Source organism: Nocardia tenerifensis NBRC 101015, from assembly GCF_000308715.1.
In the GTDB taxonomy this organism is placed as follows: domain Bacteria; phylum Actinomycetota; class Actinomycetes; order Mycobacteriales; family Mycobacteriaceae; genus Nocardia; species Nocardia tenerifensis.
Map to the genome: position 1 here is coordinate 23,155 of NZ_BAGH01000313.1, position 24,638 is coordinate 47,792.

General features: G+C 69.7%; 24 protein-coding genes. 14 read left to right on the forward strand and 10 right to left on the reverse strand.

The genetic code is table 11. The annotated features are described in order from the left end of the window. Positions 1-13: 13 nt before the first annotated feature. The 3 genes from ON39_RS25230 to ON39_RS25240 all read left to right on the forward strand — a co-directional run bounded on the left by ON39_RS25230 (position 14) and on the right by ON39_RS25240 (position 3,132). Positions 14-247: a hypothetical protein gene (locus ON39_RS25230; protein ID WP_146251049.1), complete on the forward strand. Its 234-nt coding sequence runs from the start codon at positions 14-16 to the stop codon at positions 245-247. 446 nt (positions 248-693) lie between these two features. Next, positions 694-2,424 carry an aa3-type cytochrome oxidase subunit I gene (gene ctaD / locus ON39_RS25235; RefSeq protein WP_246002825.1) on the forward strand — a complete coding sequence of 577 codons (1,731 nt, stop codon included), beginning with the start codon at positions 694-696 and terminating at the stop codon, positions 2,422-2,424. A 60-nt stretch (positions 2,425-2,484) separates the two neighbouring features. After that, positions 2,485-3,132: a class I SAM-dependent methyltransferase gene (locus ON39_RS25240; protein WP_040738112.1), complete on the forward strand. Its 648-nt coding sequence runs from the start codon at positions 2,485-2,487 to the stop codon at positions 3,130-3,132. Positions 3,133-3,135: 3 nt separating this feature from the next. On the opposite strand, the gene ON39_RS25245 is transcribed toward ON39_RS25240, so the two are convergent. Continuing rightward, positions 3,136-3,681, reverse strand: coding sequence for a PadR family transcriptional regulator (locus ON39_RS25245; RefSeq protein WP_040738079.1), 546 nt, complete (start codon positions 3,679-3,681; stop codon positions 3,136-3,138). A 46-nt stretch (positions 3,682-3,727) separates the two neighbouring features. On the opposite strand from ON39_RS25245, the gene ON39_RS25250 reads away from it, so the two are divergent. Both ON39_RS25250 and ON39_RS25255 read left to right on the forward strand, forming a co-directional pair. Further along, positions 3,728-4,273, forward strand: coding sequence for a peptide deformylase (locus ON39_RS25250; RefSeq protein WP_040738080.1), 546 nt, complete (start codon positions 3,728-3,730; stop codon positions 4,271-4,273). Between the two features lie 413 nt (positions 4,274-4,686). Beyond that, positions 4,687-6,183, forward strand: coding sequence for a sensor histidine kinase (locus tag ON39_RS25255; RefSeq protein ID WP_281278346.1), 1,497 nt, complete (start codon positions 4,687-4,689; stop codon positions 6,181-6,183). A gap of 32 nt (positions 6,184-6,215) precedes the next feature. Here ON39_RS25255 and ON39_RS25260 read toward each other — a convergent pair whose 3' ends face one another. The 3 genes from ON39_RS25260 to ON39_RS25270 all read right to left on the reverse strand — a co-directional run bounded on the left by ON39_RS25260 (position 6,216) and on the right by ON39_RS25270 (position 9,075). Then, positions 6,216-7,007, reverse strand: coding sequence for a PIG-L family deacetylase (locus tag ON39_RS25260; protein WP_040738081.1), 792 nt, complete (start codon positions 7,005-7,007; stop codon positions 6,216-6,218). Positions 7,008-7,045: 38 nt separating this feature from the next. Beyond that, positions 7,046-8,371, reverse strand: coding sequence for a cryptochrome/photolyase family protein (locus ON39_RS25265; protein WP_040738082.1), 1,326 nt, complete (start codon positions 8,369-8,371; stop codon positions 7,046-7,048). 170 nt (positions 8,372-8,541) lie between these two features. Then, positions 8,542-9,075: a lipocalin family protein gene (locus ON39_RS25270; protein ID WP_083894687.1), complete on the reverse strand. Its 534-nt coding sequence runs from the start codon at positions 9,073-9,075 to the stop codon at positions 8,542-8,544. Positions 9,076-9,287: 212 nt separating this feature from the next. Between ON39_RS25270 and ON39_RS25275 the strand changes: the two genes are divergently transcribed. Continuing rightward, positions 9,288-10,133: a MerR family transcriptional regulator gene (locus ON39_RS25275; protein ID WP_040738083.1), complete on the forward strand. Its 846-nt coding sequence runs from the start codon at positions 9,288-9,290 to the stop codon at positions 10,131-10,133. Positions 10,134-10,533: 400 nt separating this feature from the next. Here ON39_RS25275 and ON39_RS48995 read toward each other — a convergent pair whose 3' ends face one another. Next, entirely contained in the window at positions 10,534-10,737 is a 204-nt protein-coding gene (locus ON39_RS48995) for a hypothetical protein (RefSeq protein ID WP_146251048.1), read from the reverse strand. Positions 10,738-10,790: 53 nt separating this feature from the next. Between ON39_RS48995 and ON39_RS51695 the strand changes: the two genes are divergently transcribed. Further along, entirely contained in the window at positions 10,791-13,205 is a 2,415-nt protein-coding gene (locus ON39_RS51695; protein ID WP_211336280.1) for a response regulator, read from the forward strand. Positions 13,206-13,489: 284 nt separating this feature from the next. Beyond that, positions 13,490-13,852: a GAF domain-containing protein gene (locus tag ON39_RS25290; RefSeq protein ID WP_051187042.1), complete on the forward strand. Its 363-nt coding sequence runs from the start codon at positions 13,490-13,492 to the stop codon at positions 13,850-13,852. A 128-nt stretch (positions 13,853-13,980) separates the two neighbouring features. Here the strand turns inward: ON39_RS25290 and ON39_RS25295 are convergent, their stop codons facing one another. After that, positions 13,981-15,330 carry a TIGR01777 family oxidoreductase gene (locus ON39_RS25295; protein WP_040738084.1) on the reverse strand — a complete coding sequence of 450 codons (1,350 nt, stop codon included), beginning with the start codon at positions 15,328-15,330 and terminating at the stop codon, positions 13,981-13,983. A gap of 130 nt (positions 15,331-15,460) precedes the next feature. Here ON39_RS25295 and ON39_RS25300 point away from each other — a divergent pair, with 130 nt between their 5' ends. After that, positions 15,461-16,264: a nuclear transport factor 2 family protein gene (locus tag ON39_RS25300; RefSeq protein WP_040738085.1), complete on the forward strand. Its 804-nt coding sequence runs from the start codon at positions 15,461-15,463 to the stop codon at positions 16,262-16,264. Here the strand turns inward: ON39_RS25300 and ON39_RS25305 are convergent. Further along, positions 16,254-17,150 carry a sterol desaturase family protein gene (locus tag ON39_RS25305; RefSeq protein WP_040738117.1) on the reverse strand — a complete coding sequence of 299 codons (897 nt, stop codon included), beginning with the start codon at positions 17,148-17,150 and terminating at the stop codon, positions 16,254-16,256. The genes ON39_RS25300 and ON39_RS25305 overlap by 11 nt on opposite strands. 264 nt (positions 17,151-17,414) lie before the next feature. On the opposite strand from ON39_RS25305, the gene ON39_RS25310 reads away from it, so the two are divergent. The 3 genes from ON39_RS25310 to ON39_RS49000 are packed head-to-tail and all read left to right on the forward strand — an operon-like array spanning position 17,415 to position 20,214. Then, a complete protein-coding gene (locus ON39_RS25310) occupies positions 17,415-18,584 on the forward strand; it encodes a sensor histidine kinase (protein ID WP_246002794.1) in 1,170 nt (389 codons plus the stop codon). Further along, on the forward strand, positions 18,581-19,312 hold the full coding sequence (locus ON39_RS25315; RefSeq protein ID WP_083894683.1) for a response regulator: 732 nt from the start codon (positions 18,581-18,583) through the stop codon (positions 19,310-19,312). The genes ON39_RS25310 and ON39_RS25315 overlap by 4 nt, the downstream gene beginning before the upstream one ends. A 59-nt stretch (positions 19,313-19,371) precedes the next feature. Next, positions 19,372-20,214: a hypothetical protein gene (locus ON39_RS49000; RefSeq protein WP_157195513.1), complete on the forward strand. Its 843-nt coding sequence runs from the start codon at positions 19,372-19,374 to the stop codon at positions 20,212-20,214. On the opposite strand, the gene ON39_RS25325 is transcribed toward ON39_RS49000, so the two are convergent. Beyond that, complete coding sequence (locus ON39_RS25325) at positions 20,189-20,995, reverse strand: VOC family protein (RefSeq protein WP_040738120.1); 807 nt, start codon at positions 20,993-20,995, stop codon at positions 20,189-20,191. The genes ON39_RS49000 and ON39_RS25325 overlap by 26 nt on opposite strands. 205 nt (positions 20,996-21,200) lie before the next feature. Here ON39_RS25325 and ON39_RS25330 point away from each other — a divergent pair, with 205 nt between their 5' ends. Further along, positions 21,201-22,463, forward strand: a complete 1,263-nt coding sequence (locus tag ON39_RS25330; protein WP_040738087.1) for an MFS transporter — start codon at positions 21,201-21,203, stop codon at positions 22,461-22,463. On the opposite strand, the gene ON39_RS25335 is transcribed toward ON39_RS25330, so the two are convergent. Further along, positions 22,464-23,090: an NAD(P)-dependent oxidoreductase gene (locus ON39_RS25335; protein ID WP_040738088.1), complete on the reverse strand. Its 627-nt coding sequence runs from the start codon at positions 23,088-23,090 to the stop codon at positions 22,464-22,466. Positions 23,091-23,204: 114 nt separating this feature from the next. Between ON39_RS25335 and ON39_RS25340 the strand changes: the two genes are divergently transcribed. After that, complete coding sequence (locus ON39_RS25340; RefSeq protein WP_040738089.1) at positions 23,205-23,879, forward strand: TetR/AcrR family transcriptional regulator; 675 nt, start codon at positions 23,205-23,207, stop codon at positions 23,877-23,879. On the opposite strand, the gene ON39_RS25345 is transcribed toward ON39_RS25340, so the two are convergent. Continuing rightward, the gene (locus ON39_RS25345; RefSeq protein ID WP_040738090.1) at positions 23,866-24,555 is read right to left on the reverse strand and encodes a chymotrypsin family serine protease; all 690 of its coding nucleotides are present in this window, start codon (positions 24,553-24,555) and stop codon (positions 23,866-23,868) included. The two genes, ON39_RS25340 and ON39_RS25345, sit on opposite strands and share 14 nt — an antisense overlap. Positions 24,556-24,638: the final 83 nt, after the last annotated feature.

Here is a 24,638-nt window from a genome sequence, read left to right on the forward strand (position 1 = left end):
CCAAGGGGGCCAGATGACCGATTGTGAGTACCTCGCCGTGGATCTCGACCAGCTCGTCCGACCGTTCGACAGCACCTCGACCGACTACGACGCCGTCGTGGCGCGATCGATCGACAGCCCGCGCCTACGCAGGCTCCTGTACACCGCGGTCGGCCTCTCGCACGACTCCATCGACCTGCTGTCCACCATGAGCGAGCGGCTGCGCGCGGTCGAGGGCATGCCCCTGCGCGACCCCCTCGACGACTGAGCGCACTTTCCCGGTGATTTCCCTTGGTACGCCGAGGGTTTCGCGAATGATCGCCACCGGCAGGTGATCTCGGTCAAGCCGGCTTGCCCGCGCAGCACCGGCTCGGGCAGGTTCTGCCCACCCGATCTCAGCACTCCGAGTAGGACGGTGCGACCACGAGGCGGAGGGCACTTCGGCCGACGACCAGACCGACACTGATACGCGGCACATATCAATTCGACCTTGCCAGAACGCCGGAAAAACCGCCTTTGACGACGCATTTTCCGGCCGATAGGGCAAACCTTCGGCAAAGTCGATCAAGGGGTGGCGTGAGACTGCGGTCACATGGTTTGGTTGAGAGAGGCCGGTCGTGCCGGCCCTCGAGGTGGACGGTTCGGAAGGTGGCGGCGGCCGTGAGTGTGACGCAGACCGAACGACTTCAGGCGGTTCGACCGTACCCGCGGCGGATGGGCCCGAAGGGCTCCTACATCTGGAAGATGATCACGACCACCGATCCCAAGGTGCTCGGAGTCATGTACCTCGTCACGGCGATGTCGTACTTCTTCATCGGCGGGCTGATGGCGCTGCTGATGCGCGGGGAACTGGCCAGGCCCGGTATGCAGTTCCTGTCGACGGAACAGTACAATCAGCTGTTCACCATGCACGGCACGCTGATGCTGCTCTTCTACGCGACGCCGATCGTGTTCGGTTTCGCGAACGCGGTGCTGCCCTTGCAGATCGGGGCCCCGGACGTCGCGTTCCCACGCCTCAACGCGTTCAGCTACTGGCTGTACCTGTTCGGCGCCACCATCGCGACCGCGGGCTTCATCACCCCCGGCGGCGCCGCCGACTTCGGCTGGACCGGCTACACGCCGCTGAGCACCTTCGAGCACTCCCCCGGCGCGGGCGCGGACCTGTGGATCATGGGGCTCATCCTGTCCGGCCTCGGCACCATCCTCGGCGGCGTCAACATGATCACCACGATCATCTGCCTGCGCGCCCCCGGCATGATCATGTTCCGGATGCCCATCTTCACCTGGAACATCCTGATCACCAGCATCCTTGTCCTGCTTGCCTTTCCGATCCTGACGGCGGCGCTGTTCGCGTTGGCGATCGACCGGCACCTCGGCGCGCACATCTACGACACGGCCAACGGCGGAGTGTTGCTCTGGCAGCACCTGTTCTGGTTCTTCGGACATCCCGAGGTGTACATCGTCGCGCTGCCGTTCTTCGGCATCGTCACCGAGATCTTCCCGGTGTTCAGCCGCAAGCCGCTGTTCGGCTACAGCGCGCTGGTGTACGCGACGATCTCCATCGGCGCGCTGTCGGTGGCGGTGTGGGCGCACCACATGTACGCGACGGGAGCCGTTCTGCTGCCGTTCTTCTCGCTGATGACGTTCCTGATCGCGGTGCCGACCGGGGTGAAGTTCTTCAACTGGATCTTCACGATGTGGCGGGGGCAGTTGACCTTCGAGACGCCGATGCTGTGGTCGCTCGGGTTCCTGACGACCTTCCTGTTCGGCGGCCTGTCCGGCGTCATCCTCGCGAGCCCGCCGCTGGACTTCCACGTCACGGACTCGTATTTCGTTGTGGCGCACTTCCATTACGTACTGTTCGGCACCATCGTGTTCGCGACGTTCGCGGGCATCTACTTCTGGTTCCCGAAGATGACCGGGCGAATGATGGACGAGCGGCTCGGTAAATGGCACTTCTGGACGACGTTCATCGGATTCCACACGACGTTCCTGGTCCAGCACTGGGTCGGCGCCGAGGGGATGCCGCGTCGCTACGCCGACTACCTGCCCATCGACGGATTCACCACGCTGAACACGATTTCCACGATCGGGGCGTTCATTCTCGGCGGCTCGATGCTGCCCTTCATCTGGAACGTCTTCAAGAGCTACCGCTACGGCGAGGTTGTCACGGTGGACGATCCGTGGGGCTACGGCAATTCCCTGGAGTGGGCCACGACCTGCCCGCCGCCGCGGCACAACTTCTACGAGCTGCCGCGCATCCGCTCCGAGCGGCCGGCCTTCGAGCTGCATTACCCGCACATGGTCGAGCGGATGCGGACCGAGGCGCACGCCGGCTGGGGCGCCGACCATCGGGCGACCATGCTCATCGAGGATCGCGCGGTCGCCCACGAGGGCCGGCCGACCCTGGAGAAACGCGCCGACGCCGAGCCCACCGACGAGTAGTTGTTGCCGAACCGGCAAAGAAGTTTGCCGCCACAGCCGCAGGTGTGGATCGTGGTGTCCATGAGCGAGACACACAACCACGGCGGCACGGGCACCACGGTGGAGTTCTGGGAGAACTTCTATCAGGAGCGGGAACAGGTCTGGTCCGGCTCGCCGAACTTCCTGCTGGTCCGCGAGGTGGAGTCCGCGCCCGCGGGCACCGCGCTGGATCTGGGCTGCGCCGAGGGCGCCGACGCCATCTGGCTCGCCGAACGCGGCTGGCGGGTCACCGCGGTGGACGTCTCCGAGACCGCGCTCGGGCGCGCCAAGGCCCGCGCCGCCGAGCTGGGAATCACCGGCATCGAGTGGCAGCGCCACGACCTGGCCGACTCCTTCCCCGCCGGCCGATTCGATCTGGTGACCGCCCAGTACCTGCACTCACCCGTCGCCCAGGCCGACGAACGCGAGAAGATCCTGCGCCGCGCGGCCGAGGCGGTGGCCCCCGGCGGTCAGCTGCTCATCGTCGGCCACGCCGAGTGGCCGAGCTGGGTCGAGACGCCGCCCCACGACGTCCACTTCCCCAGCACCGCCGAGGTGCGCGCGGGTCTGGACCTCGACCCCGCCGAGTGGACGGTCGAGGCCGAGGGCCTCGCCGAGCGCGAACACGCCGGCCCGGAAGGACAACCCGGCACCCGCAAGGACAACGTGCTGCGCCTGCGCCGCCGCTGACCGTCAGCGGGGCGCGTCCAGTTTGTCGATGTCGGCGAGAACCTTTTCGTGCCAGTCGATCTCGGACTGGATGCGCATTCTGGCGTGGTCCACGATCAGGTCGTCCACGTGGCTCTGGTCGGGCCAGCGGCGATCCAGTTGGTGTTCGATGCGGGAGGCGCGGGCCCGCAGGGCGGCGATGCGATCGTCGAGGTAGCCGCGCAGCAGCTCACGGTCGAGGTCCGCGCTGACCGCCAGGGCGAGATCGACCACGTCCGGGCGGATCTCGACATCGGCGAAGGCCTCCTCCCGCAGCGCCCGCAGCTCGCGCAGGCCCTCGTCGGTGATCTCGTAGACGGTGCGGGCGGGCAGTCCGCCCTGCTGCTCGGTGCGCAGCGGGCGGATCAGGTTCTCGTCCTCCATGCGGTGCAGGGCGCCGTACAGCGAGCCGGGTTTCACCCGCGACCACAGTTCGGCGCGGTCCAGCCGCGCGTCGCGGCGCAGCTGATGGCCGTGCATCGGCCCCCTCTTGGCCAGCGCGGCCAGTACGAACAACCGAGTCTCGTTCACCCGCCTAGTCTGCCACGACTACTCGTATTTGAGTACTCTGCTGGGCATGGCTGTTCGACCAATCCTGATCGCGGGCGATCCGCGCCTGTCCACCCCGGCCACGCCGGTCACCACCTTCGACGACGAACTCGCGGCGTTCGTCGAGGATCTCTTCGAGACCAATACCGCCGCCAACGGCGCGGGCCTGGCCGCGAACCAGGTCGGCGACGCCAGGGCGGTGTTCGTCTACGACCTGGTGGACGACTCCGTGCGCCACCGCGGCTGCGTCGTCAACCCGGTCCTCGAGACCTCCGCGCTTCCCGAGACCATGCCCGACCCCGACGACGACCTCGAGGGCTGTCTGTCGGTGCCCGGCGAGTGGTTCCCGACCGGCCGCGCGCACTGGTCCCGCGTCACCGGCGTGGACGTGACGGGCCGGCCGGTCACGGTCGAGGCCACCGGCTACCTGGCGCGCTGCCTCCAGCACGAGACCGACCACCTCGCGGGACGCCTCTACCTGGAGCGGCTGATCGGGCGCAACCAGCGGGCCGCCCGCCGAATGATCAAGGACCACCAGTGGACTCGCCCCGGCCGATCCTGGCTGCCGGAGTAAGCCGACCGCCGATCAGCCCTCGCCGAACCTGAAGACGCGGTGGGCGTTGCCATCGACGTTCTCCCCCGGCATCTGATCGACCAACGCCGCCAACGGTATCCAAGCTCCCGAGCGCATCCGGGGGGTCGAGCCCGCGACTCGCCTCGGCCGAGAATCGCGAAAATTCGTGGGGTGATGGGCCTATCGAATGGGTACTTGGTGTTTACGCCGCATCGTCGGCGATCGGCACGAGCCAACCGACCCGGGTGTCCGCAGCGCAACGGCGCGGTGCGGGCACCCCCGTCGGCCACTCACAGCGGATCCCCAGCTCACTCGCAGCTCAGGCAGCGGTAGCGGCTTGACCATGGGGTCATGATCGGCGTACATCTCGCGGGAATGTGGATCGGAGTCGGGCAGCCGCGATCGAGCCGCGCGTGAACACGCGGGCGAAACTGGCGCGGCGGGTGGCCTCGGTTCCGCTGCGCATCGGGCTGGTGATCGCGTTGCTGCTGCTCACGGCCTCGGCGCTGCTCGCGTCCGGGGTCGCGGTGACCTCGGCGCTGAGTCAGTCGTTGACTCAACGGACCGACGAGCAGCTCTACGACGCCTCGCGCGGCTGGGCCCAGCCGCGACAGATGAAAGAGGTGCGCACGGACGACGGTGCGGTGCAGTGGGTTCCGGCCGACGCACCCGTCCCGATACCGCAGCCTCGCTCACCGGGCGACCAGCCGCGGCGATTCTTCGAACTGCACCGGAACGCGGGCGGACAGGTGTTCTTCGAGGCGCCCGGCGGCGGAAACGCCTCGGGCATACCGGATCTGAGCGGACAGACCGGCGCCGCCCCGACGACGGTCGGCTCCGCCGACGACTCGCCGGTGCACTGGCGGGTGCTGACCACCTCGAACCAGTTCGGCTCGACCACCATCGGACTGCCGCTGACCGACAATCAGGAGACGGTCTCGCGCCTGATCTTCTTCGAGATCGCCACGGGCGCTATCACTTTGGTTGCCCTAGGCGTGGTCGGCTACCTCGTGATCCAGCGCAGCCTGCGGCCGCTGCGCGAGGTGGAGGACACCGCGGCGGCCATCGCGGGCGGCGACCTGCACCGGCGGGTGCCGGTGCGCGGGGTGGACACCGAGGTCGACCGCCTGGCCAGGTCGTTGAACGAGATGCTCGCCCGCATCCAGTACGGCGTCGCGGCGACCGAGGCCTCCGAGGAGGCGGCCCGCCGCTCCGAGGCCACCATGCGCCGGTTCGTCGCCGACGCCAGCCACGAACTGCGCACCCCGCTGACCACCATTCGCGGCTTCGCCGAGCTGTATCGGCAGGGCGCGAGCACCGACGCCACCATGGTGGTCGGCCGCATCGAGTCCGAGGCCGAGCGCATGGGCCTACTCGTCGAGGACTTGCTGCTGCTCGCGCGACTCGACGAGAAGCGGCCGCTGGCGCGCGAACCCGTGGACCTGCTGGCACTGGCGGGCGACGCCGTGCACAACGCGCAGGCCGTGGCCGCCCGGCAGCGGCCCGCGGCCGAACGGCGCATCGGCGTGGTGGTGGAGCCTGGCGAGGGCACGCTGGACGTGATCGGCGACGAGCCGCGGCTGCGCCAGGTGCTCGCCAACCTGCTGGGCAACGCGCTCGCGCACACCCCGCCCGAGGCGGCGGTCGTGGTGCGGCTCACGCCTTTTCGCGAGGATGTCCGCGTCGATGTGATCGACTCCGGGCCGGGACTGTCGCCCGAGGCCGCCGCGCGCGTGTTCGAGCGCTTCTATCGCACGGACGGCTCCCGGACCCGGGCGAGCGGCGGCAGCGGGTTAGGCCTGTCTATCGTGCACGCGCTGGTGGCGGCGCATGGCGGGCGCGTCACAGTACACAGCGAGCCGGGCGAGGGAGCCGTATTCCGGGTCGTATTGCCGCGCGGGCAAGCCTGAGTGATTTACGTTGTGTGCCAGTTATTCTCGGGTCAGTCACGGGCGGACCGGAAGAGGTCGTCGAGCGGTCGGGCCACCGGCCCGGCCCCTTCTTCGACATACCATTCCCAGCGCATGAGCCGGCCGAGGATCGGTGCGGGCAGCCGCAGAATGACTTTCGCGATCGCGGCGTAACTGCCCGCCTGCTCGATCGTCGAACGGTGCGCCGCGACAGCGGCTTTGCGCTGGGCCGCGAAGGCGCGGACGTCGATGCGGTGGGTGATCTCGGCGTCCGCGCTGTACAGCGATCGGAGGTCGACGTCGTCGCGGCGGAAACCCATGCGCGCGAGTAGGCGCATGATCCGAGCGGCCCTGTCGCGCGGCATCGTCGCGTCGAGCACCCTGGGCACGCCGGCCAATTCCGCTGCGCGCGTGCCGACCTCGTGCACCCGCACGTGGTCGCGGTGCCCGTAGCCGCCGTTGCGGTCGTAGCTCAGCAGAACGTCGGCGCGCTCCTCGCGCAGGATCGCGGCGAGCCGCTCGGCGGCCTCGGCCACCTCGGCCCGCAGGAAACGGACGCGGTCCGGCGGATCCGCGTACAGCACGGCGCCGTGACCGCTGTCCGCGTACCCGAGATGCGCCACCCGGTCTACGCCGAGTGCGGCCGCGCTCGCCGCCAACTCGGTGAGCCGCACGGCTTTTCGGCCGTCGAGTGCGGCCATGTGCCCGTCGGTGGCCACCACGAGCACCGTCCGGTGCCCGGCCGCGGCCACGGCGGCCAATGTTCCGCCGGTCAGCAGGGTTTCATCATCCGGGTGCGCGTGAAAAGCCACGACGGTCGCCATCGGACCAGTCTGGCACGCGACTAGCCGACGGCCACGCGCTACATTCCGACGCACTCGATGATCGGCGCGGGATACTCGGCGGCATCGAGGGTTTCGCGCCATGGCGTGTGCACGGCGGCGCCGGGGAGATGAGCCAGCTCGGGCAGCCAGCGGCGCACGTACTCGCCGTCCGGGTCGTAACGCTTGGCCTGGCGCAGCGGGTTCAGCACGCGATTCGGCCTGGTGTCGGTGCCCGTGCCCGCCACCCACTGCCAGTTGAGCTGGTTGTTGGCCAGATCCGCGTCGACCAGCCAGCGCAGGAAGTGTTCGGCGCCGATCCGCCAGTCCACGCGCAGCGATTTGGTCAGGAAGCTGGCGGTAATAAGCCGGGCTCGGCCCGGCATCCAGCCCTCGGCGCGCAGTTGCCGCATGGCCGCGTCGACGACCGGGTATCCGGTGCGACCGTCCTGCCAGGCCGCGACGGCCTGGGGATCGTCGCGCCAGGCGATCGACCTCGGACGATAGTCCGACCACGCGGCCGAGGGCCGGGCGGCGAGCAGTTGGTGATGGAAGTCGCGCCACGCCAGCTGCCTGGCGAAGGCGTGGCCGCCGGGCGTGGACATGTCGACCCGGTGCACGACCTCCACCGGCGACACGCAGCCGAAGTGCAGATAGGGCGACAGTCGGGAGGTGGCATCGGCGGCGAGGTTGTCGTTGTCGTCTTCATAGCCGACGATCGGACCGGACAGCCAGTCCCGCAACAACTTTCGCCCGGTCGTCTCACCGCCGACGGCGAGCTGCGGCGAGGTCGGACCCGCGCAGATGTCCTCGGCCTCGGGCAGCGGATCGCTGGCCACCGGCGGCACGGTGAGCTCGCGCGGCTTGCCGAACGGCTTGCGCTGATGCGCCTCCGCCCACCGCCGGAAATACGGGGTGAACACGGCGAAGTGGTCGCGGCCGGTGGACGGGACCAGCACCTCGGGATCGGCGGCGGTGATCGAGGCGGCATGGGTGTGTAGCAGGCAGTCGCGCCGGGCCAGCCGCTCGCGCAGCGCCCGCTCGCGCCCGCGGCTGTACCCGCTCACGTCGGCGGCGATGTGCACGCTGCCGGCGTGCACCTCCGCCGCCACCCGGTCCACCTCCGCGACCACATTTCCGCGTCGCACGATCAGCTTGCCGCCCATCGCCCGCAACTCACCGTCGAGTTCGGCGAGCGCGGCGGCGAGGAAGCGCGCGCGATTCGGCGCGGCGAACCGACCGGCCGCGATGGCCTCGTCGACGACGAAAAGCGGTACCACCGCCGTCCCTTCGCGATGGGCCGCGGTGAGCACCGGGTTGTCGTGCACCCGCAGATCACGGGTGAACAGGGCGATGGTGACGGTCATCTACTCCCCTTCGCGGTGTGCGGTGACAACTCTCGGGATCTGCGGCGGCCGTGAGGGTGGCGCCACGGTGACATGGGCGGCTCAACGCTGGACACCGTCGACGCGACCCTCGCGGGCGCCGCAGAACTGGGGTCGAACGTGCGTACTCGGGTCAGAGCGTGCGAATTCGGTCAGAGCGTGCAGAGCGGGACGATGCCGTCCATCCCGCCGGTGACGGGCGAGGTCAGGTACAGGCACGGATCCTGGCCTGCCGCAACGATTCCCGCGCGCACCCGCGACCACGCGGCCTCGTCGAGCCGCGGCGCGCGGGACAGCACGAAGCCGGAGGTTCGCCCGGGGTCGGTGACGACCGCCCACGAGTAGTCCGGGTCGAGCGCCGTCACGATGTAGTTGGTCGGCCCGTCGATCCGGTCCTGGGTGGGCACGCCTGGAAAGCTGACGTGCAGTTGCGCGCCCGTCATCCGGTCGTTGACCGTCGCGGTGCCGTTGATCTCGTTGTGCGCGTTCGTCCAGGTGGTGCAGGTGTTGCGCACCGAGACGTTGCCCTGTGCGTCGAGCGCGTACTCCGCCTTGGTGTCGCGAGCGCAGACGAGATTGAAGTACTGCGGCACGGCGGCGAGCTGATTCCAGGTCCCGAGGTACCGGTTCAGATCGAGCGACGGGACCGGCGCCGGGGTCGCGTGTGCTCCGCCCAGCGCCACCATCGGAAGAACCGAGCCGGCCACCGCGGCCAGGAGACGAATCGGATACCGCTGTCTTCGTGATGTCACGCGAACTCCTTCGGAATCGACGACATCGGCCATGGTAGCCCATAACGATGCACAAGTGATGCAACGGCCGCATTTCGCCGCCCTGGTCGACGCCCGGCGGCCCGGGTGCGGCGAATCGGGCGCGGCGGAACGGGCACAATAGGGCGATGTCCGCCGGTTCCGCTCCCGCTTCCGACGCGGCCGGCTACACGGTCCGCGCGGTCGCCGAGCGCCTCGGCATCCCGACTGCGACGCTGCGCAGCTGGAATCGCCGCTACAACATCGGCCCGCCGCAGCATCGACCCGGCAAGCACCGGCTCTACACCGAGGCCGACATCGCGCTGCTCGGCCGGATGCTCACGCTCATCCAGGACGGCGCGAGCCCGGCCGGCGCGGCGGCCGCGGTGCGCGGACCCGCGCCCCGGCTCGGCGATCACTTCCCGCTGCTCGCCGCGGCGTTCACGCTCGAGACCCGCGCGGTGTCGGACTACCTCGAGGCGCACTTCCGCGCCTACGGCGTGGTGGACACGTGGGATCGCCTGTGCCGCCCCGCCTTCGCCGACATCGTCGCACGCCAGGACGCGGGCGAGGGCTGCATCGACGTGGAGCACCTGCTGTCCTGGTGCATCACCTCGGTGCTGCACCGCACCGATCCCCCGCCCGACGCGTCCACCGCGCGGCCGGTCGTGCTGGCCTGCACCAGCGGCGAAACGCACGCCCTCCCGCTCGAGGTGCTGCGCGCGGCGCTGGCCGAGCGCGGCGTCGACGCGCACATGCTCGGCCCGGACGTCCCGACCAGCGCACTGACCGACAGCCTCGCGCGGCACGATCAGCCGCCCGCGGTGGTGCTGTGGTCGCAGCAGGAATCGACCGCACTGAGCTCGGCGGTGCGCGCCTGTCTCGACGCGGGGGCGCGGGTGTTCGTCGGCGGGCCGGGCTGGGACTCGGTGATCCTGCCGGAGGCGACGGCACGCGTGGTGAGTCTGGTGGATGCCGTCGACCGCCTGAGTTGACCGGACGACACGAGCCAGAATCCACGATTCGACGTGTGCGAGCGATACGCGAAGGATGTTCGACCTCGGGCGACCACGTAACGATGCAAAATCGAGTCAACTAGGTTCAGGCATCCTGCTTGGCACAGGCTTCGCCCCACCACGCGAGCCGGCACGTCGATGGCACGATCGAGCGTGTCGGGAGGCGTGCTGTCGACTCGGGCGAGCCGCCGAGAACCGCAGCCGTCAACTCAACGCTTTTTCTACCCGGCGACGCAACCCTGTGCAGGCCACTGCGGTCGTCGATGTACACGCCCACGACGGCAACGGATCTGATCGAAATCGGTGTCGTCGTCGTTCACACCGGCCCGTGGGCGGTGCGGTGAGGTCGGCACGTGCCGTCGTCGGGCGCGTGCCGTCCTCATATCGGTGGTGTGTTGTCCTCGCTCGGTAGCAGCCGGGCTGTTGTCTGCTCGATGCGTTGTGCTGATTGGTCGATCAGCTGGTCGGAGCGTCCGATGAGCTCGCCGGAGACGTCGCATCGCCAACGGACCCGATCGACGGCGTCGACGCCGTGCCGCGCACTGGTGGGCAAGGTGCTGTCGCCATAGCGTGGGCTGACCAAGACGGCTCCTCTGCTGGCCCTAAGTATTACCTGCTCAGTGGTACTATCTGCGGATGGACGCGGCACCGCCGCCACATGGCCAGCCGATCGACGAAGTTCAGCCTTACGAGCCACTCAACACCGACCTCACGAGGCCGGTGATCGTGTTCGTCGAAGATGAGGCGGACCTCGTGACAATGGCCACTACCTACCTTCGCAGAGACGGTTTCCAGGTCGTGCCGGCTATGGACGCGCGGACGGCCGTCGCGACGCTGCGCGAGCACCCCGCCGACCTGATGGTCCTCGATCTCGGGTTGCCCGACGGCAACGGGCTGAACCTGCTGCGGGAGGTTCGCGCAGGCCGGCACCTGCCGGTGATCATCCTGACCGGGTGGAGCAGCGAGCGGGACCGGGTCGTCGGTCTGGAGCTGGGGGCCGACGACTACGTGGTCAAACCGTTCTCCCTACCGGAGTTGGCGGCGCGGATCAGGGCGGTGCTGCGCCGCAGCCGGGCGCCGAAGGCCGACGCGGTGATCCGGCACGGCGCCCTGGCGGTCGACACCGACTCGCACGAGGTCACCGCCAACGGCCAGCTGATCGAGCTCCCCCCCGCTGGAGTACAGGCTGCTGGTCCACCTCGCCACCGCGCCACGCCGGGTGTTCACCCCCGCCCAACTCCTGGGCGCGGCGTGGGGTTGGGGGAGCGAGCGCCAGGACCCGTCGGCGGTCGTCGAACACATCTACCGGCTGCGCCGCAAGCTCACCGGTGCCGGGGTGGACCGGCCGCGCATCGTCACCGTGCGCGGCGCCGGCTACCGGCTGGACCCATGACCGGCGTGTACGCGGGACTCGACTACCGCCGCCTGTTTCAGCACCTGCCGTCCCCGTACCTGCTGATGACAGCGGACTTCACGATCGTCACCGTCAACAATGCCTACGCGCGGGCCACGATGATCGACCCGGACGCCGTCGCTGGCCGACCGATGTTCGAGGTGTTCCCGGACAACCCCGACGACCCGAACGCCGACGGCGTCGGCAACCTGCGGCGGTCGCTGCAGACCGTGGTGGACACCGGCCGGCCGGACACGATGGCCCTGCAACGCTACGACATCCGCGCACCCGACGGCGGGTTCGTCGTGCGGTACTGGAGTCCTGTCAACAGCCCGATCCTCGACGACGCCGGACGAGTGATGCTCATCGTGCACCGGGTGCAGGACGTGACCGAGCTGATCAACCTGCGTGAGCAGGACCGGGAACGCACGGCGGCGCAGCTGCAGCAGATGGAGGCGGACCTCTACACCCGCGCCCGCGAGGTGCAGGAGGCCAACCAGCAGCTGCGCGAGGCCAACGCCGCGCTCGCGGCCGCCACCGAGGAACTGCGTGCCCAGCAGCGAGCCAAGGACCATTTCATCGCCACGTTGTCCCACGAACTGCGCAACCCGCTCGCGTCCGCGAGCGCCGCACTGGACGTGCTCGGCCTGGACATCGCCGGCCACCAGGCCCACCAGGTGCTGCAACGCCAGCTCACCGCGCTCAGCCGCCTCACCGACGACCTGCTCGACGCCGCCCGCGTCACCACCGGCAACCTCCACGCCACCCGCTATCCACTGGACCTGCGCGCGCTCGTGCACGCGGCCATGGACGACCTGCCAACACACCTCGCCCGGCCTGCGGTCACGCTCCCCGACGAGCCGGTGATGATCGACGGCGATCCCGTCCGCCTCGGACAGATGCTCACCAACTTGCTCGACAACGCGCGCAAGCACAGCGAGGACAACGCCGTGGTCACCGTGGAACTCGCCGTGCACAACGGCCGGGCCGTATTGCGGGTCCGCGACACGGGCCCCGGGTTCGACCCGGTGCTGGCCGACACCCTGTTCGACCCGTTCACGCGCGTCGACACCGGCACCCGCACGCCGAGCGGGCTCGGCCTCGGCCTCGCGATCGTCCGAGGCATCGTGGAGCTCCACCAGGGCGAGGTCCGCGCGCACAGCGCTGGACCGGGCACGGGGGCCACTTTCACCGTCCGCATCCCGCTGACCACCAAGGCCGTCCCGCCCACCGCGGACCGCCCGGTGCACCAGGCGCTACGGATGCTGCTCGTGGATGACAACACCGACTTGGCCGAGATGTACGCGATCATGCTGCGACGCCGGGGCGACACCGTCACCGTGGCCACCACCGCACACGACGCGCTCGCCATCGCCGAATCCACCCCGTTCGACGTCATCCTGTGCGACCTCGCGCTCGGCGAGGACATCGATGGTTACGAGATCGCCAGACGGCTGCGCCAGGACACACTGCACCGGCACACCCTGCTGGTGGCGGTCTCCGGCTTCAACCAGGACACCGACCTGCGACGCAGCCACGCCGCCGGGTTCGACGCCCATTTCGCCAAACCGCTCGATCTCGCCGACTTCGACGCCCTGCTGGCCCGGGATGGCGGCGGTACACGAGCCCTGCCGACAGAACCTCAGCCAAGGCGGTGACCCCATGACGAACCACGCCGCGGCAGGGCCGAGGGCCCTCGAGGTACAGGACGCCGTCCGCCGGGCTCACCAGCGCGTCATCGACGCGGAGACACGAGCCAGCCGCGCGGCGATCATCGACGCCTTCCGCCAGCGGCTGTGCACCGATCCCCGGCGCTCTGACCGACAGGGACTTCCTGGCACTCGCCGACCGCACCGTTCTGCACCGAGCCATCGTCCTGGCCACCTGCCGGCAGGCGAGGGCGGACGCGTGCGATCTCCAGGTCCACGATCCCAGGACCGGGGTGCTGCACTTGGCCCGGCACCTCGGCTTCACACCGGCCTTCCTCGACTACTTCGCGGCCGTCGACGCCGACGTGCCATCCGCGTGCGCCCTGGCACTCACCACCGGCCGCCAGGTCTTGGTGGACGAGGTCGCGTCCAGCCCTGTCTTCGACGGCCAGACCCGCGCGGTCATGCTCGCGTCCGGCTCCCGGGCGGTACAGACCTACCCGCTGTTCGACGACCACGGCGGCCTCCTCGGCATGCTGTCGATGCACTACCACCGTCCCGGCCTACGCGAGGACCACGAACCGCTGGCCAAAGCTGCCGCTACAGCCCTGGCCAGCCTCGACACGGTGGTCAAGCACGCTTCGCCGATTCCGTAGGCGAATCGTTCCAGTACCTACTCGCAACCGGTCGGCAGCGAGCCCCGCGACGCGGCTGTTGAACGCCGCCGACGGTGGGCATGCCGAGGTCGGTCTGGCGGGTGATCCGAGTGAGTCGCAGCGCCGAGTCAGCTCTGCGCACGACCGAGCAGATGGCGCAGCGCCGAGGCGAGATCCGTTGTGCGGAAACGATGTCCGGCCCGGTCCAGCGCGGCGGGCACGACACGCTGACTGGCGGCGGCGAGTTCGCGGGCGCCCTGCTCGCCGAGCAGCAGCGCCGGGCCGAACTCGGGCACCGGGAGCAGCGCGGGCCTGCGCAGCACGCCCGCCAGGATATTGGTGTATTCGATATTGCGAACCGGTTGCGGCGCAACGGCGTTCACCGGTCCGGTCAGGCCGGTGTCCCAGAGCGCGCGATAGTAGACGTCCACCAGATCGTCGATCCCGATCCAGGACAGCCACTGCTCCCCGTCTCCGATGCGGCCGCCGAGCCCGGTCGCGAACAGCGGGCGCAGCAGACGAAGGGTGCCGCCGCGTGGTGACTGCACGATGCCGGTGCGCACCTTGACGACCCGGACACCGCCCTCGGCCGCCGCATCGGCGGCTCCTTCCCACGCGTCCACCACGTCTGCCAGGAAACCTCCACCGCGCGAGGCGGTTTCGGGTAGTCGCTCGTCGCCGCGGTCGTAGCCGTAGTAGCCGATGGCGGACGCGCTGACGAAGGCAGGCACGCCCGCGCGGGCGGCCAGCGCGGCGAGGCGCTCGGTCGGCTCGATCCGGCTGTCGAGGACGGCCTGCTTGTGCTCGTCGGTGAAGCGTCCGGCGATCGAGGCGCCCGCCAGGTGCACCACCGCGTCCACGCCGTCGAACAGATCGGGTGCCGGGTCGTCCGGGTTCCATTGGCGCTCACCGGCTTTCGCGGCGTGCCGGACCAGGCGGAGAACGGTGTGGCCACCGGTCGTCAGGAACGCGGTGAGCGCGGAGCCGACCAGCCCGGACGCGCCGGTCACCGCGATCGTCTTGCCCGTGAAGCCCGCCTTCGCGGCGTCGGCGTGCGCGGCCAGGTCGTCGGCCAGCTGTCGATAGCGGTAGTCGAACATCGGGCGGAGCGCGAACGCGGGCACCGGCGTGCGCACCCGATCGAGCACCCTGGTGTGCGCCTCGTCGACGACCTCGAAGTCGTGCGTGTGCCGCCAGCGCAGCAGCAGTCCGGTGGGCAGCGAGGCGAGCCCGTCGACGCCGATCCGGTCGGCGAAGCGGCGCGGCGGGTCGTAGTGGGCCGGCTCGTGCCTGGCGACCCAGCGCAAGCCGCCGGGCAGCGCGAGCACCGCGGTGCCCTCGGCCAGCGAATCGGCCTCGGCCAGCACCGATGCGGGTTGCCACGGCGGCGCCAGCCGCGCGAAGGCGCCCGGCCGGGCATACCAGTCGAAGACCTCGGACCGTGGTGCCGCGACGACGCTCGAACACTCGATGCCCATGCGACGACTCTAACCAGACACGGCCTTATTGCAACGTTCATGCATCGTTGTTGCGGGAATCGTCGAGATCGGCCCAACTGGAACTTGTTCTACCATGGGAGCAGTCATCGTCGACATCGGAGGATCTGTCATGCCGCTGGAACCCTCGGCCGCCGAGCTGTTGACGGCCGTCCAGGCGTCACCCCGCGCGGTCGCCGTGCACGACAAATCCGCGTGGGTCGACCTGTTCGCCGCCGGCGCCGAGGTGAACGACCCGGTCGGCGCGCGTCCGCACATCGGCCGGGCCGCCATCGAGCGCTTCTACGACACCTTCATCGGTCCGAACGACATCGCCTTCCGGATCGAGCGCGACATCGTGGCGCCGCCGACGGTGGTGCGCGACCTGACCATCGAGACGACCATGTCGACCGGGGCCAGGGTCTCGGTCCCCATGCACCTGCGCTACCGGCTGGTCGAGGAGGACGGCGGCTGGAAGATCGCGCACCTCGCCGCGCACTGGGAACTCGCCCCGATGATCGTGCAACTCCTGCGCACCGGACCGAGCGGGTTCGGCGCCGCGCTGCGGCTCGGCCCGCAGTTGATCAGCAATCAGGGTGTGGACGGCGCGCTCGGCATGCTGCGTGCGCTGGGCGGGATCGGACGGACGGGCAAGCGCGTCGCGTCGCGGCTGTTCGCCGCGGCGGGCAGCACCGACCTGGTTCGCGTGCGCGGGCTGCTCGGCCACTACGCCGTCGTCGAATTCCCTGCGGGCACACCGGTTTCGGTGGAGGAGTTCACCAACCGGGCGCGAAACATGCGGTGGGGCAAACTGATCGCGGCCGGACGCACCGTGTCGGCGACGGTGCGTTTCGGCGACACCCGCGGGGTGGCGTTCGTCGAGTTCGCCGCCGGCGCGCCGAGCATCAGCAGCGTTCGGTTCTTTCTCACGGAGTGAGTTGAACAGGCTTGGCCGCCAACGGTTCCGGCGCGACCGGCCGCTGCTCGGTCCAGCCGGGCGGGCCGAAGACGTAGCCGAGGCGGCCGCGCCAGGTGGCCGCGCCGCGCACGTCGCGGACGAGTCCGGCCAGCTCGTGGTAGTTGACCTTCAGCGGGTTGTCGGTGCCGACGTTCTTGGTGAGTCCGTAGTGGATGGGCTCGGACTCGGCGGCGAAGCTGCCGAACATGCGGTCCCAGACGATGAATATGCCGCCGTAGTTCTTGTCGAGGTAAGGCTGATTGGAGCCGTGGTGGACGCGGTGGTGGGCCGGGGTGTTGAACAGGAACTCGATCGGGCGAGCCAGTGTGGTGACCCGCTGGGTGTGGATCGGGAACTGGTAGAGCAGGCCGATGCTCTGCAGCAGGAAGATCATCCATACCGGGAATCCGAGCAAAGCCGCTGGCACCCAAGCCATTCCGCGCAGCACATTGGCGACGGGATGCACCCACGGCAGGCGAATCGCGGTCGACAGGTTGAAGTACTCGCTGGAGTGATGGACGCTGTGCGCCGTCCACAGCAGGCGAACCCGGTGGTCGGCGCGGTGCGCCCAGTAGTAGCAGAAATCGGTGACCACCAGCCCGAGCACCCACACCCACCACGACCTCGCGGACAGGTGCAGCGGGGTGATCGCCGCCGCGGCCACCACCGCGGAGAACGGAATCAGGTACTGCGTCAGCGGTTTGGCGAGACGGCCGAGGGTGAAGGTCGCGATGTTCGACATGGTGTCGCGTCCCGACCCGCCGTTGGCCGGGCGGTCCGGGTCGCGCCGGTAGGCGATCCACTCCACGAGCATGAAGAACGCGAAGGCCGGGAGGGCATAGGTCAACAACTCCAGTCGGTTCACGAGAACTCGTCCGTCGTCGAGCACGACGCTACGGGCGCTGGCCTGCGCGAACATCGCGCCGCCGGGGGATTCGGCGTCCCCCGCGCGGGGGACGCGATCGGGGCCTCCGGCGGGCAGAGTCGACCGCGACGGCCGGGATCAGCGCGCGGCGGCCGGAGCGCCGATCTCGCCAGACCTGTGCCGAAGTCCGGCCGGATGGGACTCGACACAGGGCCTAGGATCGCCCGCGAGGGGCTCGCACGACCGGAAGGCGGTGGCGCACTGTTGGATCTGAGCAGGTCGCTGGCCCGCCAGTCGCTGGTGGTCGCGGTGGTCGCGGCGCTGATCGACGGCGTGCTGCTCGCGCTGTGCGGCGTGTTCGCCTTCGCGCCGTGGCATACCGTCGCGGTGCTGACCGGCATCGTCCTCAGCGACCTCGCCTTGGCCGCGCCGCCGCGCACCGCAGCCGTCGTCGCGGCGAGCCAGGTGGCGATTCGACTGGTCGCGGCCGTGCTGCTGCACCGGCACGGTTTCGAGGGGCAGTTCGCGGGCGTCGGCCTGTTGGTCGCCGGGTACCGCGCCGGCGCGTGGCTCACCGGCGCGAGGTCGGTGCTGACCATGCTCCTGCTGTGCGGCGGCGTCGCGTGCGCGAACGTGCTGGCCTACCACCGCGGCGGGCACGACTGGCGGCTGCTCGTCGCCTCGATGGCGGCCGCGGGCTGCGTGCCGTGGCTGGTCGGCCGGTACACCGCCGCGCGCGGCGCCTACATCGCCGACCTCGAGCAGCGGGAGCGGCAGCGCCGCCAGGAGCATCAGGTGGCGCTCGAACGCGCGGTGACCGAGGAGCGCGCGGCCATCGCGCGCGACCTCCACGACGTGATCTCCCATCATGTCAGCGCCATCGGCATCCACGCGGGCGCCGCCCGAATGGCCTTGGCGGGCAACGGGAACGGCGCGGCGACCCGGTCGCTGGCGGCGGTGGAGTCGAGCAGCAGGGCCGCGATGGTGGATCTGCGGCGCCAACTCGACCTGCTGCACGGCCGCGACGACGCGGGGCAGCGCCAGCCCGGCCTCGTCGACATCGACGGCCTGATCGAGCATGTGCGGGCCGCCGGGTTGACCGTCGAGGTCGCCGTGCGCGGCACGGTGGTCGAGTTGCCGGAGTCGTTGGACGTCACGGTGTATCGGATCGTGCAGGAGATGCTGACCAACGCGCTGCGCCACGGCGATGGAGACCACGCGCGGCTGGAGGTGGTGTACGAACCGGATCGGGTACTGATCCGGGCGACCAATCCCATTCCGCGGGCGCCCACGGCCGCCGAAACCGCCGTGCCGCGCGGGCTCGGCGGAATCCGCCGTCGCACCGAGCTTTTCGACGGCGAGCTCGACTACGGGCCCGACGCGGCCGGAACCTCTTGGCACACCGCGGTTTCCGTCCCGATCGGAGGAGCATGAACCGGCCGATCCGGGTGCTCGTCGCCGACGACCACAGCATGTTCCGCTCCGGCCTGCGCGCGGTCCTCGACAGCCAGGCCGACCTCGACTGCGTCGCCGAGGTCAGCGACGGCCGCGCGGCCATCGCCGAGACCGCCCGGCTGCGCCCGGATGTCGCGATCCTCGACGTGCGCATGCCCAAACTGAACGGGCTCGCCGCGACCGAGGCCATCGTCGCGGCGGGCGGCACCTACGTCCTGGTGCTCACCACCTACGACAGCGACGCCAACCTCTATCGCGCGCTGCACGCGGGGGCGAGCGGGTTCCTACTGAAGAGCCTGCCGCCGGAGGAACTCGTCGCCGCCGTCCGGATCGCGTTCCGCGGCGACGCGCTGATCGATCCGTCGATGACCCGCCGGCTGGCCGCCCGCTTCGCCACCACCCTCGCCCCGCCGCACACTCCGCCGGAGCTCGAGCACCTCACGGCCCGCGAGCTCGAAGTGCTGCTGCTGCTCGCCGACGCCCGCAGCAACGCCGAGATCGCCACGCTGCTCGGCGTCGGCGAGGAGACGGTGAAGACTCACGTCTCCCGCGTGCTGGCCAAACTCGGGGTGCGTGACCGCATCCACGCGGTGGTCTACGCCAATCAGCACGGGCTCGTCCCCCGCACACCGCCCGGAAACCGCCCGTCGACCAGGGCGTCTCGGCCGACACGACGAACCGACCGGGGTATGTCCGATTCCGGCTGAGTGGACGTACGGTCGACCAGACTGACTGGTCTACTTCGGTGGAACGGAGTGATATGCGGATGGATCGTCATAGAGTCGCTGCCACGGTCGTCGCCTGTTCTGTGCTGCTGTTTCCGGTGGCGGGCGTCGCAAGCGCGCAAGAACCCGCGGGCCAGGCACCCGGTGATCGTTCGGTCGAGCAGACCACGCAGCAGGCCCTGATGCGGCAGGCAAGGCTGCGGGCGGCGAGTGCGCGTGATCGCGCCGAGGCCGCGCTTCGCATGACGGCTCCGATGCCGCAGACCGGGCTCGCGACGCCGAAGGGCGAACTTGCGACACCGAGGCGCGAACTCCCAACGCCGAGGCGCGAACTCGCGACGCCGAAGGCCGAGTCCGCGTCGCCGAAGATCGAGCCCGCGTCGCCGAAGGGCGAGTTCGTGTGGCCGAAGACTGAACTCACGTCCCCGACCCCGGAACTCACGTCGCCGAACACCGAGGGAACGTCGCCGAATACCGAGGCCGCGCCGAAGTGCGGCGTCGGCACGCACGACACCCTGCACACCGGAATCGACAGCGCGATCAAGGCCGCCGAGGCCGCCTCATCCGTCGCGGGCTCCGCCCAGGCCGCCGCCGACGCCGCCCGCGGGGCCCTCGCCGCGGTCCTCGCCACCGAGGCCGCCACCAACGGCTTCCTCGACACCTTCGAGGCCGAACGCGCCGCCCGCGCGGCGGAGAAGGCCGCCGCCGCCCCCGACGACGTCGAACTGGCCGATGCCGCCGCGGCGGCGGAGAACCGCGCGATGCGGGCCACCATCCGACGAGCAGGCAAGGCCGTCCCGCTCATCGGCAAGACGAGGCGGGCCGGCGCCGAAACACCAACCCGCCCTTCACCTTCGGCTAGGAGCCAGCGCCCGGTTCGCTGACCGTCGTCGCCGGATCGATCACCCCGAACGCCTCGCCCTGCGGGCCCTGCAGCACGCCCATCCGGCCGAACGCGCTGTCGTGCACGCCCATCAGGACCGTCGCGCCCAGCTCGGTGGCCTTGGCGACGGCCGCGTCGGTGTTGTCGACCTGGAACCAGGTGAGCCAGAACGACGGGGCGTCGCCGGGCGTCTTGCTCGCGTCGTTGACGCCGCCGACCGGATCACCGTCCTGCGCGAGGCCGAAGGTGGAGTAGACGAAGTTCTGGCCATCGCCGATTTCGGTGTAGTGCCAACCGAATACGGCCGCGTAGAACTCCTGTGCCTGCTTGTACCGATCGGTGTGCAGCTCGTTCCAGCAGTACGCGCCGTCCTCGTTGTAGACACCGGCTCCTTTGTGCGCCTTGGCTTCCCATACGCCGAAGATCGCGCCGACCGGGTCCGCGGCGACGAACATGCGCCCGACGTCGAGCACGTCGAACGGCGGCATCATCACCGAACCGCCTGCTGCGGTGACCTTTTCGGCGATGTCGTCGGCACTGTCGGCGGCGAAGTAGGTGGTCCACACCGACGGCATGGCCGCGCCGCCCGGCTTGGGCCCGATTCCCGCGGCGGGCCTGCCGTGGCGTAGCGCCATCAGATAGCCGCCCGCGTCCGGCGGGCTATCCATGATCTCCCAGCCGAACAGCTCGGCATAGAACGCGCGAGCCCGCGCGGTGTCGTCGACCTGACTGTCGACCCAGCACGGTGTTCCCTGCGGCCAGCTTCCGTCGTGAGTGGGCATATCCGTGGCCTCCTTGACCTCGGTGCGCTGAAGTGCGGCCGGACGCGGCCGGCACCCGGCCCAGTCAACCACCGCGCCACCTCGGGAAACAGCGAAATCGCGGTACCCGTCGGGCTACAGTCCGGCAACAACGGACAAGCCTCACCAACCGGACACTCCCGGCGCATCTGTTGCCGGAGCATGCCGCGATCAGCAGGATGGCGGGATGATCACAACATCCGACGTCGGCCGCGACGGCCTTCGTCTGGACGAACTTCCGGTTCGCCCCATTCATCGCAAGCTGGTCGCGCTCGTCGGTGCGGGGCTGTTCTTCGATCTGTACGAGCTGTTCCTCGCCGGGACCATCACCGGGGTGCTGAAGCAACAGATGCACCTGTCCACGTTCCAGCTCAGCGGCATCCTGGCGTCGGCGTTCGCCGGGCAGTTCCTCGGCGCACTGGTGATCGGCAGGCTGTCGGACGTGTTCGGCAGGCGGCGCATGTTCATGGTCAATATCGCGCTGTACTCGGGTTTCACGCTGCTGGGCGCGTTCAGCCCGAATATCGCCTTTCTGATGGCGACGCGGTTCCTGGCCGGTCTGGGGATCGGCGCCGAGATGACCGTGTCCGACACCTATCTGTCGGAAGTCGTTCCGCCGCAGGTGCGCGGGCGGATGATCGCCATCGCGTACACGATCGGGTTCTGCGCGGTGCCGACCGTCGGGTTCCTCGCCAAATGGCTGGTTCCCTTGCGGCCCTTGGGTTTCGAGGGCTGGCGCTGGCTGTTCGTGATCGGCGGGCTCGGCGCGGCCGTGGTGGTGTTCGCGCGGCGGGGCATGCCGGAGTCGCCGCATTGGCTGGCCCGGCAGCGGGGCAAGGCCGAGGGCCTGCCGTTCAGCGCGATCGTCCGGCGGCCGTATCGGGGTCGGACTTCGCTGTTCTCGGCGGTGATGATTCTTCAGGTGTTCGGCTACTACGGTTTCGGCACGTTGGCCGTACTCGTGTTGGACCGCAAGGGATTCGAGGTCGTCACCTCGCTGAGCTACCTGGCCGTCACCTATCTCGGCTATCCGCTGGGGTCGCTGCTGGCGATCCCGGTGATGGAACGGTTCGAGCGCAAATATCTGGTCATGGCGACCGCGACGTTGATGGCGGTGTTCGGCCTGACGTTCGGCTTCGCCACCAGCGTGCCGCTGATTCTGTTGTCGGGCGGGCTGTTCACGCTGGCCAGCAATGTCTTCTCCGACGCGATACACGCCTACCTGCCCGAGTCGTTCCCGACCGCCGTGCGCGGCACCGCGTCCGGCGCGACCTACTCGCTGTCCAAGGTCAGCACCGCGCTCCTGCCGTTCCTGCTGCTTCCGCTGCTCGATCGGCCGAACGGGCCGGGGCTGGTGTTCTCGGTGATCACCGTCGCGCTGCTCACCATGGTCACGCTCGTCGCGATCTGGGGACCGATCACCGGCAGGCGGGCCTTGGCAGAGGTGTGACTACAGCGCGAGGGTGGGCGCGGCGTGTGACCAGCGGTGGTCGTCGAGTTCGGCGACGATGAAGCGGGCCAGGTCGATCGTCGGGACTTTCCAACCGCCACTGGGATTTTCGCCGTCCTGGACTCGGCAGTTCCCCGTCGGCGGATCGTCGGTCAGGCGGGCGGGGCGAACGAAGGTCCAATCCGTAACGGACTCGCGCACAAGGGATTCCATCAATCGCATGTCGCCGTAGAGCTCGTTCATCAGGGTCCGGGCGACCATGCGGTACCACAGCGGGTGATTGGGGTCGTCGCGGCGCACACCGCTGGAGGTGATGGCGATCAGGCGGTGCACGCCGGTGGCGCGCATGGCCGAGACCATGGCGCGCGCGGCGTCGGAGTACAGGCCCTCCGCGTGCCGGCCCGCCGGGCCGATCGCGCTCACCACCACGTCGTGACCGGCGATGGCGGCGCGCACGCTGTCGGGATCGCGCACGTCGGCGCGGACCACCGTCAGTCGCGGGTCGTGCGGTGCGAGTTTCGCCGGAGTGCGCACCGCGGCGGTGACGTCGTGGCCGGCGTTCATGGCCTCCGTGACGATGACGCGGCCCGCGCGGCCCGCCGCTCCGAAGGCGATCACCTTGGTCATGGTCGACCACCCTTCCGATCGTTCGCTTCTCTTGGCGATCACCGATCGGGACGATCACTGATCGTTACGAACGATGCTCGCTGCGAGCGGTGTTTGTCAAGCTAGAATTCGCGCATGCCTCGCCCCAACCCCCGCACCAGCCCGGCCAAAGCTCCGCTGAGCCTCGACGCGATCGTGGCCGCGGCGCTCGACCTGGTGGACGAATCGGGCTGTGCGGCGGTCAGCATGCGCCGGGTCGCGCAGGCCCTCGATACGGGCTCGGCGTCGCTCTACGTCTACGTGCACGACCGCCGCGAACTGATGCTGCTGACCCACGACCTCGCCGTCGCCGCCGTCGAGTTGCCGACCGAGACGGACGGCGACTGGCGCGCCCGCCTCGAGCTACTCGCCGAACGGGTCGTCGCCGCCCTGGCCGCCCACCGTGACCTCGCCTCCATCGGGTTCACCGAGGCTCCCACGGGCCCTAACATCCTGCGGCTCATCGAGGAGATGCTGCGCCTGCTCCGCCTCGGCGGAATCCCCGACGACGCCTGCGCCTGGGCCGTCGACCTCCTCGGCCAATACATCGCCTCCGCCGCCTTGGAGTCCGCGGCACGAGCCGACAGCGCCGGCGAGACCGTGGACGACACCGCTTCTCGGCTCGACGCCGTCTACCGCGCGCTGCCCGCCGAGGACTACCCCACAATTCGGGAGCTCGCCCCCCTGCTCACCGGCGGCGGCGAGGCACGGGCGGCGTGGAAGCTGCGCGTCATCATCGACGGCCTGCTTGCGGGCGCTACACGGGGGTGAACCCCGCGCCGACACCGCCGCCCGCGTCGATCGCGCGCAGAATGTCGGTGATCTGGTGGTTGTAAGCGGGCGAGTGGATGGGATTGGCCGCCGTCGTGCACTCGATGTTCATGTCGATCCCACCGAAGCCGACGACGCGGCCGTTGTTCATGCCCACCAGCCGGTCGCCCTCGGTCACGGGGCCGCCCGAGTCGCCCGGCCGCGAACAGGTCTGGTTCAGGACGCGGTCGCCGAGGCTTCCCCACACGACGCCGCAGTCGAATCCGGTGGAGCGTCCGTTCTCGCACACCACCCCGCCGGGGCCGGGATAGGCGCCGAGCCCGGCGATCGTGGTGTCGCCGACCTGACGCACCGCCGCCACCTTCGCCGGGTCGAACTCGATCACCGCGTAGTCCAGGTCTTTGTTCACCGCCGCCACCCGGCCGAGCACACCCGCGCCCCGATCCCGTTCCGCCGCAACCGATTCGCCGGGCCCGGCGCAATGCCCCGCGGTCAGGCCGACCAGGCGCCCCGCCTCGTCATGTCCGATCGTGGTCAGCGTGCACACGTCGTGGTCGTTGAGCACGATCCCCGATCCCCCGCCCAGCACCACCCCCGAGTCCGCGTGCGCGGGGCCGGCGAATACGGACACCGCGACTGCCGCGGCGGTCAACACGGTCATCGGAATCGCGATCATCAAGTCTCCTCGGTGGGGTGAAGAACCTGGGGAACACCTGCGGCGAGCATCGACAGCAAATCCAGAGTGAACGTACTACCAAG